We start from the raw sequence: 16,184 nt of genomic DNA on the forward strand, positions 1-16,184 counted from the left end.
GATATTCCATATTTTAAATTCAAAATCAAACGTGCGGTATCTTTGATTTCGCACCAGGGATAAAAAACAGTTCGCCGCTGGCCACGAATACAACCCTTGGGACGGGCGCCGAAAGACGCATCTAAAATAGTGCTCGACAATCGTACTGTATCGTTACAGTTTCTATCTTGAGCGGAGGAGCCGTCATGTTTCGCCTATGCTTGCGACACAGGCATGGGCAATATAAGCGGATTGGTCGCCGAGGCGGCCGGGAGGCGAGCTTGAACGGAATGGACAATAAGAAAATTTCAGGGGGCGGAACGCCGTCCACCCCCGAACGGCCGACATTGAAGACGATCGCCTTCATGACGGGGCTTGGGATCACCACGGTTTCGCGCGCATTGAAGGATGCACCGGATATTGGCGCCGAAACAAAGGAACGGGTGCGCATGGTCGCCCGCCAGCTGGGTTACCAGCCGAACCGCGCCGGCGTGCGCCTGAGAACCGGCAAGACCAACGTCATCGCGCTGGTGCTGAGCATTGACGAAGAAATCATGGGCTTCACCAGCCACATCGTCTTCGGCATTTCCGAGGTTCTCGCCGGCACACAGTATCACCTGGTCATCACGCCGCATTCGCACAGCAAGGATCCGCTGGTGCCGGTGCGCTACATCCTCGACACCGGGTCTGCAGACGGCGTCATCATATCGCGTACCGAGCCTGACGATCCGCGCGTCGAGCTCATGCACGATCGCGGCATGCCCTTTTCCACGCATGGGCGGACGGATATGGGCATCGTCCACCCCTTCCACGACTTCGACAACGAAGCCTTCGCGCATGAGGCGGTGCGAGCGCTGGTCGCCAAAGGACGGCGTCGCCTAGCGCTGTTGCAGCCCTCCAGCAAACTGACCTATTACGCCCATACGCGCATCGGCTTCCAGACTGGCTTGCATCAATATGGCGCCGAAGAAATCCCCCTGCGGATAACCACCGACAACGCCCTTGCCGATATCAAGGATACGGTCGAGGCGCTGATGCGCTCACCACATGCGCCCGATGGGATCGTCTGCTCCAGCAGCGGCGGTGCGATTGCCGTCAATGCCGGCATCGAAGCGGCCGGTTTCCGCCTTGGACGCGACATCGACATGGTCGCCAAGCAATCGACCGATGTCCTAAGCTGGATCAGGCCGGAGATCATCACGGTATCGGAAGACTTCCGCCATGCCGGCCGCGAACTCGCCAAGGCGGTTATCGCCCGTATCGACGGCGTGGAGCCGGAACTGCTGCAAAGCATCAGCCCACCCGTCTGGCCAACGAGCTGACAACGAAAAGCCCGCCGGATTTCTCCGGCGGGCTTTTCGTAATCGCACTGACTGTCTTCTCAGCCTTGAGCGCCGCTGCCCCATGGGCCGTGGTGAATGTCCTTGCCATCGACGCGATCGAAACCATGTGCGCCGAAGAAGTCACGCTGGGCCTGGATGAGGTTCGCGGTGCCGCGCGCCTGGCGGTAGGCGTCGAAATAGGTCAGCGCCGAGGCTAGCGCCGGAACCGGCAGGCCGGATGCCGTTGCCGCCGAAACGATGCGACGCAGCGACGGGATCGATTCCTTGACCATCTCGGCAAAGGCCGGGGTGACAATCAGGTTTGCCGCATCCGGGGTCTTGGTGAAGGCGCTGGTGATTTCGTCGAGGAACTGCGAGCGGATGATGCAGCCTGCGCGCCAGATCTTGGCGATGACGGGCATCGGCAGCGACCAGTTGAATTCCTTCGAAGCCTCGGCCATCACGGCAAAGCCCTGCGCGTAAGCGCCGATCTTGGCAGCGAAGAGCGCAAGCTCCAGATCCTTCAGCAGATCGGGACCGAAAGCGATCGGGAACTTGTAGTCCGGCGTGCCGAAGATCTTCTCAGCTGCTTCGCGCTGGCTCTTGATGGCAGACAGGCTGCGAGCCGCGACAGCAGCCTCGATGGCGGTTGCCGGAATGCCCATGTTCTGCGCTTCGATGGCCGACCACTTGCCGGTGCCCTTCTGGCCAGCCTTGTCGAGGATGACGTCGGGCATGGCGCTGCCAGTTGCCGGATCTTTGGCGGCAAGAACCTTCTCGGTGATCTCGATGAGGTAGGAGTTGAGGCGGCCCTTGTTCCAGTCACCGAAGATCGAGCTGATCTCGGCCGCGCTCTTGCCGAGGCCGTCGCGCAGGATGCCGTAGATCTCGGCGATCATCTGCATGTCGGCATATTCGATGCCGTTGTGGATGGTCTTCACGAAATGGCCGGCGCCGTCATTGCCAAGCCAGGCGACGCACGGATCGTCATTGTACTTGGCCGCGATCGAGGTCAGCACCTTTTCGACGCGCTTGTAGGACTCTTCCGTGCCGCCAACCATGATGGAGGGGCCGTGACGCGCACCTTCTTCACCACCCGAGACGCCCATGCCGATGAAGGTCAGGCCGGTGTCCTTCAGGCGGTCGAAGCGGGCGATCGTGTCGCGGAAGTTGGCGTTGCCGGCATCGATCATGATGTCGCCCTTGTCGAGATACGGCTGTAATGCCGCCATCTGCTGGTCGACCGGCTCGCCGGCCTTGATCATGATGATGATCGGCCGCGGCGGACGGATCGCCTCGACGAACTCCTCGATCGTCTTGCAGGGAATGATCTTGTCCTTGAGTGCGCCCGCATTCGCATAGAATTCATCCGTCACCTGAGGCGTACGGTTGAACACTGCAATCTTGTTGCCTTTTTCAGCGATGTTGAGCGCCAGATTCGATCCCATCACAGCGAGACCGATCAGCCCGATTTCTGCCTTTTCCACGACAATCCTCCAATGAGTCGTTGACTGCGCCCGGCCCCACCCTGAAGACCCGGAAGACACAGCAACATCCGATGTGACGCAATGCCGCCGACGCTCGGCGCGACCGGCGACAGCCCTGCGTTGGGGGCTGTTGTTGCACTCCGGACGGAAAACGGCAAGCCTTCGAACGCGGTGAATCGTTCTCTTTGCAGGACTGTGCAACAATGTTGCGGAATTCGCGATTCATCCAATTTCGAACAAACGCTTGTTCTGCCAATCGCAGCCCAATAACGACGATATAGAGGAGGAAATCACGATGTCGACCATGAGCGCGAAGATCGTACATATCTCTATCGCTCGCGACTGGAGGGAGGTCTATGATTACGCCAGCCGCCCGGAAAACATGCCTTTCTGGGCCTCCGGCCTGGCATCAGGGCTGACGCAGGATGGCAATGATTGGATCGCCGAAGGCATGCTCGGCACTGCCCGGGTGCGCTTTGCGCCTCGCAACGACTTCGGCGTCATTGACCATTGGGTAACGTTGGAATCCGATCTGCAGGTCTACAATGCCTTGCGTGTCGTTCCGAACGGCGATGGTTGCGAGGTCATGTTCACCGTGCTTCGGCTACCGGGCATGGAGATTGAGCAATTCACGTCCGATGCCGCGCATGTCATGCGCGATCTGACGACACTGAAGGAATTGATGGAGCGCTGATCGCCCTTACAGCGACCGCAAGGTCCAATCGACGAGTTCGCCCGTCACACCGGCAAATGCGGCATCAAGCGCGCGCACGAAATCGGGATTGCTGCCGCCGCTGACCGGCACGACCTTGCGGAATACATTCTGCGCCTTCACCGTGCCGGTGCGATCGTTCAGGATTTTTTCCGAGATTTCCACGATTGCCGTCTTGTGGCCGCCGGCGGCATTGATCTCGAAGGAACGGATATCGGTGACGATCTGATAGTCGATCGCAAGCCCCTGCCCGGGCACGCCGACGCCGCCGAGCTTGCCGGTATTCTCGAAAGCTTCGACCAGCTTCGATTGCACCATCTTGCTCAGCTTGTCGCTCCATTGCGATTTGCCGAGATACTGAATTTCCGAGGGCGAGACTCGAATGACGATCTGATTGCTGTCCAGTGCCTGCAGCGCGGTCGGCGGCGGGATGAGGATCTGGCGGCTCTTGACCGACGGTCCATTCGCCTTTGCCGACGCGGAAAGATCGTAGGTGTCGCTGTTGGAGGAGGTTCCGCAACCTCCCAGCAAGGCTGCGAGCAACGGCAACGCGATCACAGCTTTCCACACCTGATGACGCTCACTCGACACGCAACCGACCATATTTCGCTTATCCCCTGGAGACCAGATATCGCTATTCATCAATGCCGCGCGCGGCCATCATAAGTCTTGACCGTATCTCCGCCGAAGATCAATCGCTGCGGATTGCGGTCGAAATTAGTGATTGTGCTATTCAGATTGTCAACCGTGCCCCGCATGTCGTTGATGAGGGTCTGTGCATCGCGCAAGCCGCCGCTGGAAAATTTCTGCAGATTGTCAGCGATCGGACCAATGCGGGAATTGAGATTGTCCGCCATCTTCTTGAAGGATTCGAGCGTGTCCTTGGCTTCTGCGAACAGCGATTTCGTGCTGTCGTCACCGAGCAGGGAATTGACCTTGGTCAGGATTCCGTCGACCTTGCCGGAAGCCGCGTTGAGCTTGGTGGAGATGTCGCGGGCATTGGCGATCGTCTGATCGATATCCTGCTGATGCGCAGCAACGGAATTGGCAACGTCACGGATCGATGCGACAGCCGTGCGCGCCTGCTTCGTCACGTCGGCAATATCGTCAACCGATCCCTTGATCTTGGCCGGATCGATCTGCGCGACGATCGCATCGACGCGATCCAAGGTCTTTTGCGCGTTCTGGCCGAACGTCGTATAGGTGTCGGCAGTCTGCTTGAAGCTCGCAATGGTCGCCTTCAGGTCGGTCGTGGCGTCGGCCACGTTCGCCGTGATCTTGTCGGCATTGGCGATGACGTCGTTTACCTTCTGGGCATCGACCGCGCGCACCAGCTTCTCAATCGCATCCAGCGTCGAGTCAACGCGGACCGAAACCGTCTTGAAGGTATCGGAAAGCTGCCCGACGCTTGCCAGGAACTTGTCGATATTGTCGGAATTGTCGGCAATGGCCTTCGAGAATTTCTGCGCATTGCGCACGGTATCGGTCAAAGGTCCGCGCGAATCCGAAACGAAGCCCTGAATGTCGCCGATGGTGTCATTGGCACGGTTCAGGATCTTGTCGGCCGTCGTCAACAGATTGGTCACGCTCGATTGATCCGCAAGCAACACCGCCCGCTTACCTGTATCGATCGAACGCTTCAAAATATTCTCGTCACCGTTGCGCCCGCCGGAAAGCTCGATATAGGCGGCACCCGTCAGACCCTGAATTTCAAGAATGGCCTTGGTCGAGGTATAGACCGGCGCATCGGCGCGCACCTGTGTGAAGGCAAGCGAATAGTTCGGATCGTCGGCATCGATCGAAAGCCCCTGCACCGAGCCGACCTGAATGCCGTTGAAGCGAACCGGAGAGCCCACGCTCAGCCCGTTTGCCGAGCCTGGAATGCGCACGACAAGCTCGACCATCGGACCGCCGCGGCCATACTCGGCCATCCAGTAGACGAAACCGAAGGCGGCCGCGATCACAAGCAGCGTGAAGAACCCGACGATCGTATAATTGGCTTTGGTTTCCATTGTCTCCAGTCACTTCTCGCGGCTGTGGGCGCTTGCGCCTTTGTCGTCGTTGTGCCCTCTGATGTCCTCGCGCGGCACGATCGAACGTGCGCGCTTGCCCCTGAAGTAGGATTGCACCCAGGGATCATCACAGGCGAGCATGTCCTCAACCGTGCCTTCCACCAATACCCGCTTCTGTCCGAGGACAGCAATACGGTCGCAGACGGAAAACAGGCTGTCGAGGTCGTGAGTCACCATATAAACGGTCAGGCCCAGCGTGTCGCGCAGCTTGGCGATCAGCTCGTCGAACTCCGACGCACCGATTGGATCGAGGCCCGACGTCGGCTCATCCAGGAAAACAAGGTCGGGGTCGAGCGCCAAGGCTCTGGCAAGCGCCGCGCGCTTGATCATGCCGCCGGAAAGTTCGGAGGGATACTTGTCGGCAGCGTCAGCGGCGAGACCCACCATGCGGATCTTCATCAGCGCCAGCTCGTCCATCATCTCCTTGGGCAGGTCCAGATATTCCCGCATTGGCACCTGGATGTTTTCCTTGACAGTCAGCGAGGAAAACAGCGCGCCCTGCTGAAAGAGAACGCCGAGCCGCATATCGAGGCGGTTACGGTCCTGCTCGTCGAGCTTGTCGTAATCCTCGCCAAGAATCTCGATCTTGCCCGATCGGCGCGGCAAGAGCCGCAGCACCGTGCGCAACAGCACGGACTTGCCCGCACCGGAGGCCCCGACGAAGCCCAGGATCTCGCCGCGATAGATATTGAGATTCAATTTATCGAGGACGATCTTCGATCCGAAGCCGACCGTGACATCCCGTGCCGACAGTACAATGTCCCTGCCGTGCTCATCTTTTTCCAACGGGATTTCCGAGTGAAGCGCGCTCATCCTTGCCGTCCCTCAGAAGTCGATTGCTGCGTAGAACATGGCGAAGAGCCCGTCCATCAGAATAACGACGAAGATCGACTTCACCACCGATGAGGTCACGTGTTGACCGAGAGACTCGGCACTGCCGCCCACCTTCAATCCCTCAACCGCCGCGACGATGCCGATAACCAGCGCCATGAACGGCGCCTTGATCATCCCCGAAATGATCGTAGAGAGGCTGACAGCCTCATGCAGGCGGGAGATGAAGGTCGCAAAGGTGATGCCGGAATATGCCCAGGACACCAGGGCAGCACCGAAAAGCGCGGCGAAGTTGGCAATGACCGTCAGCAGCGGCAAGGCAACCGTCAGCGCCACCAGCCGGGGAAAAATCAGGACGCCGATGGGATTCAGACCCATGACCTTCAGCGCATCCACTTCCTCGCGCATCTTCATCGAGCCGATTTCGGCCGTAATTGCACTGCCGGAACGGCCGGCGATCATGATCGCGGTCAGAAGCACGCCGATTTCGCGCAATTGCAGGATGCCGACGAGATCGACGACGAAGATTTCCGCACCGAAATAGCGCAGCTGGAAAGCACCCTGCTGGGCAATGATCGCGCCGATCAGCGACGACATCAGCAGGATGATCGGAACGGCGCGCACCGCCATATGGTCGATCTGATTGATGATCGAGGCCGGCGAAACACCACTGCCGCGGCCGAATTTGAGCTGCGCCCCGCGCACGGCGGAACCCAGAATATACATGGCAGCGACGAGGTTGCCCCAGATCTCGTAGACGGTTTTGCCGATGGGCGCCAGTATGCGCTCCGCCAACGATTTCTTTGGCTTTGCCGCGGCCGCCTCGTCGTCCGGATGCGCATCGAACGCCGTCAGCAATTCATCGATATGCGGGTTGGAGCCCTCGATCGTGACATGGGCCTTGTGTGCTTCCTGACTTTCCTTGAGCCGGCGGATCAGCAACGCACCTGCCGTATCGACATCCGAAAGACCGGAAAGATCGATCACGACCTCGCCGCCGGAGCTGCGCTTGGACAGCTGCTCGATCTGACGCAGCACGCCGTGCACATTGGCGCTGCGCCAATTGCCTTCCAGCCGATAGCGATGGCCTGCGCCCTCAGGCGCATCATCGATCTTCGGTGCATCGGACCTTTGCTCGGCTGCTTTCAAATTCATGCGTCTTTCAAATCTGGCACAACATACACCGACTCGGAGAGCCCGCCGGTCGATGCTTAATACACCGATTATCCACGGAATCTCCATCTCGCGCCGGCGCCAACATATGTCACGGCTATTTGATATCCAAATGAATTTGTTGCACCGCGTTAGGATACGCCGTGAGCACCGCCGCCGATTGCCGGCTTTCCGCTCTGCAAGCCATAGGCGAAAACGACCATGGCTAGCCCCAAGCCGGCGATGCCGGCCATGACATAGTAGCTCGCCAGATCAAGCCAGGCGTAGAGATAGCCAGACGCAAGCGTCATTAGACCCAGAAACATGCCATTGTAGAAATAATAGGCGCCCTGGGCCGATGATTCCTGTGCTTCATGGACGGAGGCAACAATGCGCCGCTGAACACCGGTATGGACGCAGGCGTAGGTGCAGGAATGAAAGCACTGCAATACAAAATAGCCGAAGAAGCCGAAATTGCTCGGAAACAGGACCCAGCGCAGAATGCACATCGTCGAACCGAAGAAGATGAGCGTCCACGCACTGAATCGCCTGCTCAGTTTCTTCGACAGGAAGAAAACCATCACCTCGGCCGTAACGCCAATGCTCCACAGCACTGCGATCTCGGCGCCGGAAAAGCCGAGCTTATGCCAGTAGATCGACGCAAACGTATAGAGCATCGCATGACTCGATTGCTGTATCGACACCCCGATCATGGTGATGAGCAATTGCGGCGAGCGCAGATTTCCGGTCGGCGATTGCAGATTGATCGGTTGGTTGCGCCGGCGCGTCGGGCCGATGCGCGGCGCGAAAAAGCCCATCAGCGTCGTAAGGATGAATCCCGCCACCATCACAGGCAGTACGGTGGCGCCGCCCCACATGCCAATCAGCTGGCCGCCGAGAAGGGTCGACAGGATGAAGGTGATTGATCCCCAGACCCGCATGGAGCCATAATCAAAGCCCCAGCGGCGCACACCCGACATGGCGATCGATTCGACCACCGGCACATAAGGCGCGTAGGTGGCGCCCTGAATGCCGTAGACCAGAAGCACCGGCCAGAAATCGCTGGTCCAGTAGAGCGCGATTGCCGTCAGCAGCGACAGGGCACCCGACCATAGCAACACATCGGCCCGCTCCGTCATATGATCGGCGAGTACAGCGATGATGGGCGTCACGAGGACGCGCACGACCATAGGAATGGCGATCACCAGGCCGATCTCATGATCATTGAAATTCAACCCCGCCAGCCAGACGGGAAAGAACGGTACGGCAATGCCGTTGACGAACAACGGGGCACAATAGGACAGGGCGGCACGCAAGCGGAAATATGGAGGCGCACCCTCGCCCTGGAAGGACTTGATCGCGGGAATCATGACAGACCTGAAGGGGAACTTACTTGTCCCTATCACGCTATCGAGAATACGACTATGGCGAGAAATGGCCAAAACCGTAACGTTTCGGAAAAATCCGAAGTCAGAGCCGTCCTGCGGCGATCAATAATTATGACAGGCCATTATCAGCTACGTGAAGAGGCGCAGGAATTACGCCGCCTGGGCACCGATCGGCCGCGGCAATTCTCCGACCGGAGAATCCACAGGCTGCGTCTCGAGGATAGCCCGCCAGGTGATCAGCTCGAACGTACCGTCCTCATGCTCGGCGATCGCCGTGCAGCTTTCCACCCAGTCGCCGGTATTGATGTAGCGCACGCCGTCGAGATCCTCGATGACCGCATGGTGGATGTGACCGCAGATGACGCCATCGGCATCGTTACGCTTTGCTTCTTCGGCGACGACGCGCTGAAATTCGCCGATGAAGTTGACGGCGTGCTTGACCTGCAGCTTCGCCCAGGCCGAAAAGGACCAATAGGGCATGTTCAGGCGGCGGCGTACGGCAGCAAGGCCGATATTAATCAGGATGGCCATGTCATAGGCCCAATCGCCGAGATAGGCGAGCAGGCGGGCATTGCGGACAACGACGTCGAATTCATCGCCGTGGAGCACGAGATATTTCTTCCCATCGGCCGTTTCGTGCATGGCGCGCTGCGCCACCTCGATACCGCCGAAGTGCATTCCGGGGAAGTCACGCAGGAATTCGTCGTGATTGCCAGGGATGTAGACGATGCGCGTACCCTTGCGCGCCTTGCGCAGAAGCTTCTGCACGACGTCGTTGCAATCCTGCGGCCAGTACCAGTTCCGCTTCAGTCTCCAACCATCAACGATATCCCCGACCAGAAAGATCGTGTCGGCGTCGTGGTAACGAAGAAAATCGAGCAGGTAGTCCGCCTTGGCGGCCTTCGAGCCGAGGTGCACGTCAGAAATGAATAACGTTCGGAAATGCCGGGGGTCCATGTTTTCATTCACGAACTTTATGTCCGTGCCCTATCCTACCTTGGCTATTCCAAAACCAGACTCGTGTTTCAGGAAGATGACAAACCCTGTGCTTGGCGGCTCGGCGACGATGTTCAGCCGCGTCTCGCGGCGATCGCGAGGTCAGGACGGTCGCTTGTAAAACTGGCGATACCGAGGCGAAACATGGCCCGTGCCGCCTCGCTTGTATGGGCCGCCCATCCGTGCACCTTCACGCCATTCTTGCGAAAGAGCTGCATGACCTCGCCGTCAAGCGCATCGGCACGTATTGCAATCTCGCGCACGCCGAAGCCGCGCATGGCGGCCATGACGCCGCCCCAGCCGAGTTGGCCGGCCAGCTGAGGCGAACAGAGGAAGATGAAACCGAGCAGTTCGCCGACATTCAGCCCTTGTTCGCCAAGCGCTGCACTGAATGCTTCGAGACGCGGCAGGGAGAAGCTCGTCACCATCGTACGCGTCAGCATGCCGGTCGCCGTCAGCTGATCGACAATGCGCCGCTCCATCCCCTCATAGGGCGTGCCATCCGCCCTGGTCTTGATCTCCAGTCTGAGGTCGACGGCGGATGGCCCGAAAATATCGATGGTCTCCATCAGGGTCGGAATGGTTTCGCCGCCGCTTCCGATCACGACATGGCGCATCAGTTCGTCATAGCTGAAATCGGCGATCGCGCCCTTGCCATCCGTCATCCGGTCGATCAGAGCGTCGTGATGCACGACGAGCTTGCCGTCCCGCGTCTGATGCACGTCGAATTCGACGAGATCAACATCGAGCTTGGCCGTCTTCGAAAAGGCGAGCCTGGTGTTTTCGGGCCACAAATGCGCACCGCCGCGATGGGAGGCAATCAGAGTCATCGAGGAAATCTCCGCCTGAAATATTCATAGGTCGACGCGATGAATGCCTGATGACGCGACCGCAACGTTCGACGGGCGGAAGGGTCATCGCGCGATCATTGCGGAAAAGGCAATTCAGTTTTGCCAAGACAAAAACGCTTCGCGACCTCAATTGCATACTGTGAAGGCGAAGCGATTGATGTATGCAGAAGACTCAAAGCGCAGGCAGGAATGGAGACGCGAGTTGGATACGAACGACACTTCGAAAGCAGCCAAGAATATGGCGAGCGGAAATCTCGATGAACAGGCGCTCTATTTCCATCGCTATCCCCGCCCCGGCAAGCTGGAAATTCAGGCGACGAAGCCGCTGGGCAATCAGCGCGATCTGGCGCTTGCCTATTCGCCCGGCGTCGCCGCCCCCTGCATCGCCATCCGCGACAATCCGGACACGGCTGCCGACTATACGTCCCGCGCCAATCTCGTTGCCGTGATTTCCAACGGTTCGGCGGTACTTGGCCTCGGCAATATCGGTCCCCTCGCCTCGAAGCCCGTCATGGAAGGCAAGGCCGTCCTCTTCAAGAAATTCGCCGGCATCGACGTCTTCGACATCGAAATTGCGGCTCCGACGGTCGATGAGATGGTCAACACGGTTTCGGCGCTCGAGCCGACCTTCGGCGGCATCAATCTCGAAGACATCAAGGCGCCGGAATGCTTCGACGTCGAGCGCCGCCTGCGCGAGCAGATGGAAATCCCGGTTTTCCACGACGACCAGCACGGCACCGCCATTATCGTCGCAGCCGCCATCCTCAACGGCTTGGAACTCGCCGGCAAGAAGATCGAAGACGTCAAGATCGTCGCCTCCGGCGCCGGTGCGGCAGCTCTTGCCTGCCTCAACCTGCTCGTCACCCTCGGCGCCAGGCGCGAAAACATCTGGGTCCACGATATCGAAGGCTTGGTCTACAAGGACCGCAACGTCCTGATGGACGAGTGGAAGTCGGTCTATGCGCAGGACAGCGACAAGCGCGTGCTTGCCGAATCCATTCCCGGCGCCGACGTCTTCCTCGGCCTGTCCGCAGCCGGCGTGCTGAAGCCCGAGCTTCTCGAACAGATGGCGGAAAAGCCGCTGATCATGGCGCTCGCCAATCCGACGCCGGAAATCATGCCGGATCTCGCCCGCGCCGCCCGCCCGGATGCGATGATCTGCACCGGCCGCTCGGATTTCCCGAACCAGGTCAACAACGTCCTCTGCTTTCCGTATATCTTCCGCGGCGCGCTTGATTGCGGCGCCAAGACGATCAACGAAGAGATGAAGATGGCCGCCGTGCGCGCCATCGCCGCCCTTGCCCGCGAGGAACCGTCCGACGTCGCCGCTCGCGCCTATTCGGGCGAAACGCCGGTCTTTGGCCCCAACTACCTCATCCCCTCGCCGTTCGATCCGCGCCTCATCCTGCGCATCGCGCCGGCAGTCGCCAAGGCCGCCGCCGATAGCGGCGTGGCGCTGCGCCCGATCGCCGATTTCGATGCCTATATGGACGAACTCAACCGCTTCGTCTTCCGCTCAGGCTTCATCATGAAGCCGATCTTTGCGGCCGCGAAGATCGCGGAACGCAAGCGCGTCGTCTTCTCCGAAGGTGAGGACGAGCGCGTGCTGCGCGCCGCCCAGGTCCTGCTCGAAGAAGGCACGGCTGTCCCCATCCTGATCGGCCGCCCTTCTGTCATCGAGACCCGCCTGAAGCGCTACGGCCTGAAAATCCGTCCGAATACGGATTTCGCCGTCATCAATCCGGAAGACGATCCGCGCTTCCGCGAATATGTCGATCTCTATTTCTCGCTCGTCGGCCGCGCCGGCGTCATCCCGGAAGCTGCGCGCACGATCGTCCGCACCAACACGACCGTCATCGGCGCGCTGGCCCTGAAGCGCGGCGAAGCCGATGCGCTCATCTGCGGCCTTGAAGGCCGTTATGAGCGTCATTTGCGCATCGTCCGCCAGATCATCGGCAAGCGGCCGGACGTTCGTGATTTCTCCGCGTTGAGCCTGCTCATCTCGCAGCGCGGCGCGACCTTCTACACCGACACCTACGTCACGTTTAATCCGACCGCCGAGGAAATCGCGGAGTCGACCTGGCTGGCCGCCGAGGAAATCAAGCGCTTCGGCATCGAGCCGCGCGCCGCTCTCGTCTCGCATTCCAACTTCGGTTCACGGGAGTCGGAAAGTGCCACCAAGATGCGCGAGGCGCTCGCTCTCGTCCGCAAGGCGGCGCCGGAGCTGGAAGTCGACGGCGAAATGCATGGCGACAGCGCCATTTCCGAGAGCCTGCGCCGCCACGTCATGCCGGATAGCACGCTTTCCGGCGAAGCGAACCTGCTCGTCTTCCCGAACCTCGATGCGGCCAATATCACGCTCGGCGTGGTCAAGACCATGACCGACAGCCTGCATGTCGGCCCGATCCTGCTCGGCACGGCGCTTCCGGCCCACATTCTCTCGCCGTCGGTCACGTCCCGCGGCGTGGTCAACATGGCGGCGCTTGCCGTCGTCGAGGCCTCGCAGATCGCTTAATACGGCGCCTCGCAGCCGCTGCCAGAACGGTTCCGCGCTTTATACAATCGCGGAACCGTTTTATCTTTTTGCTTTTGGCTGTTACGAGCTGCAATTTCGTGAAAATCCTCTCGAAATCCGTGCTTTTTCATGGATACGTTGTTAAGCTGCAGCGTGTAATCTTCAGCGACTTAAAACCGCTTTCGAGAGCAAAACCGTGAACCGCGGCACCAAACAAGCTTCCATTGCCCTGATATCCCTGCTGACGGCCACACCGGCCCTTGCGCAGGCAGACCTCTGCGACGAGCTGCGCGGCCGCTACGTCGACATCAACGAAGTGATCGGCGCCAGCCAGGAAACCCGCCAGCTCTCACGCGCCATCGTGCAACAAAACCTGATGATCCGCAGAACGATGAGCGATCTGCGCAACCAGGGCTGCGTCGAAGACAGCAGCATGGTGATCGTCGGGCAGGACAATCAGGGTGTCTGCGATGACATGAGGCAATCGATCGATGGGATGCGTCACGATCTTTCCCTGCTGATGGATCAGCGCGAGCAAAGCGTCGGCCGGGTCGATGCAGTTGCCATGCAGCGCCGGCAATTGCTGGATACGATGCAGCGGAATGGCTGCAGCCTGCCGGCTTCGGCAACCCCGGATATCGTCATCGACACCCACACGAAAATGGATGCCTATGCGCCGCAGGAGCAGTCGCTGGCTAAGCCGGAAAGCTCCATCACCGTTATCGAGACGCCGAGGCTCCAGAAGAATTCCAGCCTCGAACAAAAGCAGGTACCACCGACAGCGGTCCCCAAGGTATCACAGGCGCAGCCGCAGCAGTTTCCGCCGGATCGCCCTTACGATCCCTCGGCGCATAAGGTGCGCCAGGTCGGTCCGCAATTTCTCGCGACCGACCAGGGCAGCATCGACCTCAAACATCCGAAAGATGCCGGGCCGCAGCCGACGCAATGATGCGCAGCCAGACGTTTCTCATCACCGCCTGACCGCCCTGCTTTCCTGGCTCATGCCGTTCCCGACTGGCGTAAAAAGGAGACGATGGCTTCATCGCCCGCCTCCTGCGCAAGATCGCGATAGGACCGTCCAGAGGCGTCCCTGATCGAACGATCCGCGCCGTGCGCCAGCAGGAAGCGCACCGCATCGCCGCAGCGATTGACGATGGCAAAGCCAAGCGGCGTCATCCAATCGCGATCGATGGGCTGCCCATGCGGGCGGAGCTCAGCGAAGCGGATATTTATCTGTTCCGGATGCTTGTCGAGAATAGCCGCGAGCTGATCGATCTGGCCGAAGGCAGCAGCCGCGAAAATATCGAGCGGATAGGCTTTCAGAAACTCGACCATCTGGTCCTTGCCATTATATTCGGCCCAACCGATTGCCGGCGCGTGAAAATTGGGATCGCGAATGGTGGTATCGGCCCCATGCTCGATCAACAGTTTCGCCATCTCCATATGGCCATGCAGCGCCGCTTCATGCAGCGGCGTACGGCTCGTCATCGCATTCACATCGAAATCCAGCGCCAGCATGAGGCGAACAGCCCGCAAATCATTTTCACCAGCGGCCTCATGCAGCATGGCGGGATGAGCCTGGCTCATCGCTTCGGGAATATCGAGTTCTCTCGCAACTCTCTTTATGTGCTCGACGACTATCGCCGGATCGACCGCCTCGTTCCGGGCTTCCTGCTGAATCTGGATATAGACCCAATCCTCACGTTTCAGACGAACCGCTACAGCTCCCTGCTGAACGAGATACAATGCGAGATCCTTGTCATCACCTAGCCGCGCCCATTCGTAAGGCGTCCTGCCATTGACGGTCGTATTGACATCAGCACCGTGTTCCACCAGCAGACGTACGCGCTCACCCATGCGATGTTCCAGCGCCCAGGCAAGTTGATAGTCGAAAACGGTCTGCGAGTTCGCGACGAACCTGCCGTCTTCGCGCACGAGCCAATTGTTCTTGTCCCTGGCGGACAAGCCATATTCGATCAGCAATTTCAGGCATGTATCGTCCCGTTCGAACATGCGGTTGTAAAGCGCCTGACTGTCATTGGCGTCTGCACCAGCTTCAAGCAGCAGGCGCGAAAAGGCCTTGCAATCAGGGTGCTGGGGTTGGCGGTCCTTTCCCGCCTCGCCTTCGCCGAAGACGCCAGTCAAAACGGTGAAGCGATATTGTCCTGCATCAAGGAAGAAGGCGTTGACATCGGCCCCGCGCCTGACCAGCTCACGCGCAGCCAGCAGGCTGGAACGACCCGGCACGCGAGCATAGGCAGCACACATCAGCGGAGTTAAATCATGCGGTCCGCCCTTGCGATCAAGAAGCTGCGGCTGACGATCGAGCCAGCGACCTATGCGGTCAGCATCGCCGAGCGCAGCGGCGACGTGAATGCTTTCGTCGGCAATCTCCGGATTGTCTGCAAACAGCCGCAGCGCCTCATCGAAACGTGCGGGATCGGCAGGGATATTGGCAAAATACGAAACCGTCGCCAGCGACAGGAAGCGGTTGGCAAGCTGATCCCGCGGGACGTGCTTGCGATCGCCGCTTTCCAGATATGCCTTGAGCTTCGTCCAGCTGGAGAAGCCGAACTCGCGGGCAAGAACGAGCTGAATGTCCTGCAATCCCACATCGGCAATGTCAGCAAAATAGGGCGCAACGCGGCTTTGCGCCAAAGCATCGCCAGCTTGGACGGCCTTGAGGAAAGACTTGGCCTGCTTTTTCAGGGAATCGAGAGTGGCGTCGACAGCCAAAGAGCGCGTGGTCACGATAGACCTCCTTCCATTTACGTCCGGTATCCGCGCCCACAGACTGAAAAGAGGTGTGGCAGTCTCATATTCTATGCTTCAGGTGGGCCTTGCCCTTCCCGCGGATCGGATGCGCCCTGAGAACAGGT

The 16,184-nt window shown here is 59.4% G+C and carries 13 protein-coding genes; 4 read left to right on the plus strand and 9 right to left on the minus strand.

Features of this window, described 5'->3' with window-relative positions:
• The first annotated feature begins 269 nt into the window (after nt 1–269).
• Entirely contained in the window at nt 270–1,301 is a 1,032-nt protein-coding gene (locus AC13Q5_RS30785) for a LacI family transcriptional regulator (protein ID WP_075850681.1), read from the plus strand.
• A 59-nt stretch (nt 1,302–1,360) separates the two neighbouring features.
• On the opposite strand, the gene gndA is transcribed toward AC13Q5_RS30785, so the two are convergent.
• Complete coding sequence (gene gndA, locus AC13Q5_RS30790; RefSeq protein WP_075850682.1) at nt 1,361–2,788, minus strand: NADP-dependent phosphogluconate dehydrogenase; 1,428 nt, start codon at nt 2,786–2,788, stop codon at nt 1,361–1,363.
• A gap of 295 nt (nt 2,789–3,083) precedes the next feature.
• Between gndA and AC13Q5_RS30795 the strand changes: the two genes are divergently transcribed.
• A complete protein-coding gene (locus AC13Q5_RS30795; protein ID WP_488504245.1) occupies nt 3,084–3,482 on the plus strand; it encodes an SRPBCC family protein in 399 nt (132 codons plus the stop codon).
• Nucleotides 3,483–3,488: 6 nt separating this feature from the next.
• Here AC13Q5_RS30795 and AC13Q5_RS30800 read toward each other — a convergent pair whose 3' ends face one another.
• The 7 genes from AC13Q5_RS30800 to AC13Q5_RS30830 form a co-directional block, all read right to left on the minus strand.
• The gene (locus tag AC13Q5_RS30800) at nt 3,489–4,103 is read right to left on the minus strand and encodes an ABC-type transport auxiliary lipoprotein family protein (RefSeq protein ID WP_075850684.1); all 615 of its coding nucleotides are present in this window, start codon (nt 4,101–4,103) and stop codon (nt 3,489–3,491) included.
• A 38-nt stretch (nt 4,104–4,141) separates the two neighbouring features.
• The gene (locus AC13Q5_RS30805) at nt 4,142–5,512 is read right to left on the minus strand and encodes an MlaD family protein (protein ID WP_075850685.1); all 1,371 of its coding nucleotides are present in this window, start codon (nt 5,510–5,512) and stop codon (nt 4,142–4,144) included.
• Between the two features lie 9 nt (nt 5,513–5,521).
• The gene (locus AC13Q5_RS30810; protein ID WP_075850686.1) at nt 5,522–6,385 is read right to left on the minus strand and encodes an ABC transporter ATP-binding protein; all 864 of its coding nucleotides are present in this window, start codon (nt 6,383–6,385) and stop codon (nt 5,522–5,524) included.
• 12 nt (nt 6,386–6,397) lie between these two features.
• Nucleotides 6,398–7,558 carry an ABC transporter permease gene (locus tag AC13Q5_RS30815; protein ID WP_075850687.1) on the minus strand — a complete coding sequence of 387 codons (1,161 nt, stop codon included), beginning with the start codon at nt 7,556–7,558 and terminating at the stop codon, nt 6,398–6,400.
• A gap of 149 nt (nt 7,559–7,707) precedes the next feature.
• Nucleotides 7,708–8,925: an MFS transporter gene (locus tag AC13Q5_RS30820; protein ID WP_075850688.1), complete on the minus strand. Its 1,218-nt coding sequence runs from the start codon at nt 8,923–8,925 to the stop codon at nt 7,708–7,710.
• 168 nt (nt 8,926–9,093) lie between these two features.
• Entirely contained in the window at nt 9,094–9,900 is an 807-nt protein-coding gene (locus AC13Q5_RS30825) for a UDP-2,3-diacylglucosamine diphosphatase (protein WP_113345589.1), read from the minus strand.
• A 113-nt stretch (nt 9,901–10,013) separates the two neighbouring features.
• Complete coding sequence (locus AC13Q5_RS30830) at nt 10,014–10,769, minus strand: glycerophosphodiester phosphodiesterase (RefSeq protein WP_488504246.1); 756 nt, start codon at nt 10,767–10,769, stop codon at nt 10,014–10,016.
• Nucleotides 10,770–11,028: 259 nt separating this feature from the next.
• On the opposite strand from AC13Q5_RS30830, the gene AC13Q5_RS30835 reads away from it, so the two are divergent.
• Nucleotides 11,029–13,305, plus strand: a complete 2,277-nt coding sequence (locus tag AC13Q5_RS30835) for an NADP-dependent malic enzyme (protein ID WP_488504266.1) — start codon at nt 11,029–11,031, stop codon at nt 13,303–13,305.
• Nucleotides 13,306–13,501: 196 nt separating this feature from the next.
• Nucleotides 13,502–14,254 (plus strand): hypothetical protein, encoded by a 753-nt coding sequence (locus AC13Q5_RS30840; protein WP_488504247.1) that lies wholly within the window; start codon nt 13,502–13,504, stop codon nt 14,252–14,254.
• A 50-nt stretch (nt 14,255–14,304) separates the two neighbouring features.
• On the opposite strand, the gene AC13Q5_RS30845 is transcribed toward AC13Q5_RS30840, so the two are convergent.
• On the minus strand, nt 14,305–16,056 hold the full coding sequence (locus AC13Q5_RS30845) for an ankyrin repeat domain-containing protein (protein ID WP_488504248.1): 1,752 nt from the start codon (nt 16,054–16,056) through the stop codon (nt 14,305–14,307).
• Nucleotides 16,057–16,184: the final 128 nt, after the last annotated feature.

Source organism: Martinezella sp. CNPSo 3964 (assembly GCF_057784375.1).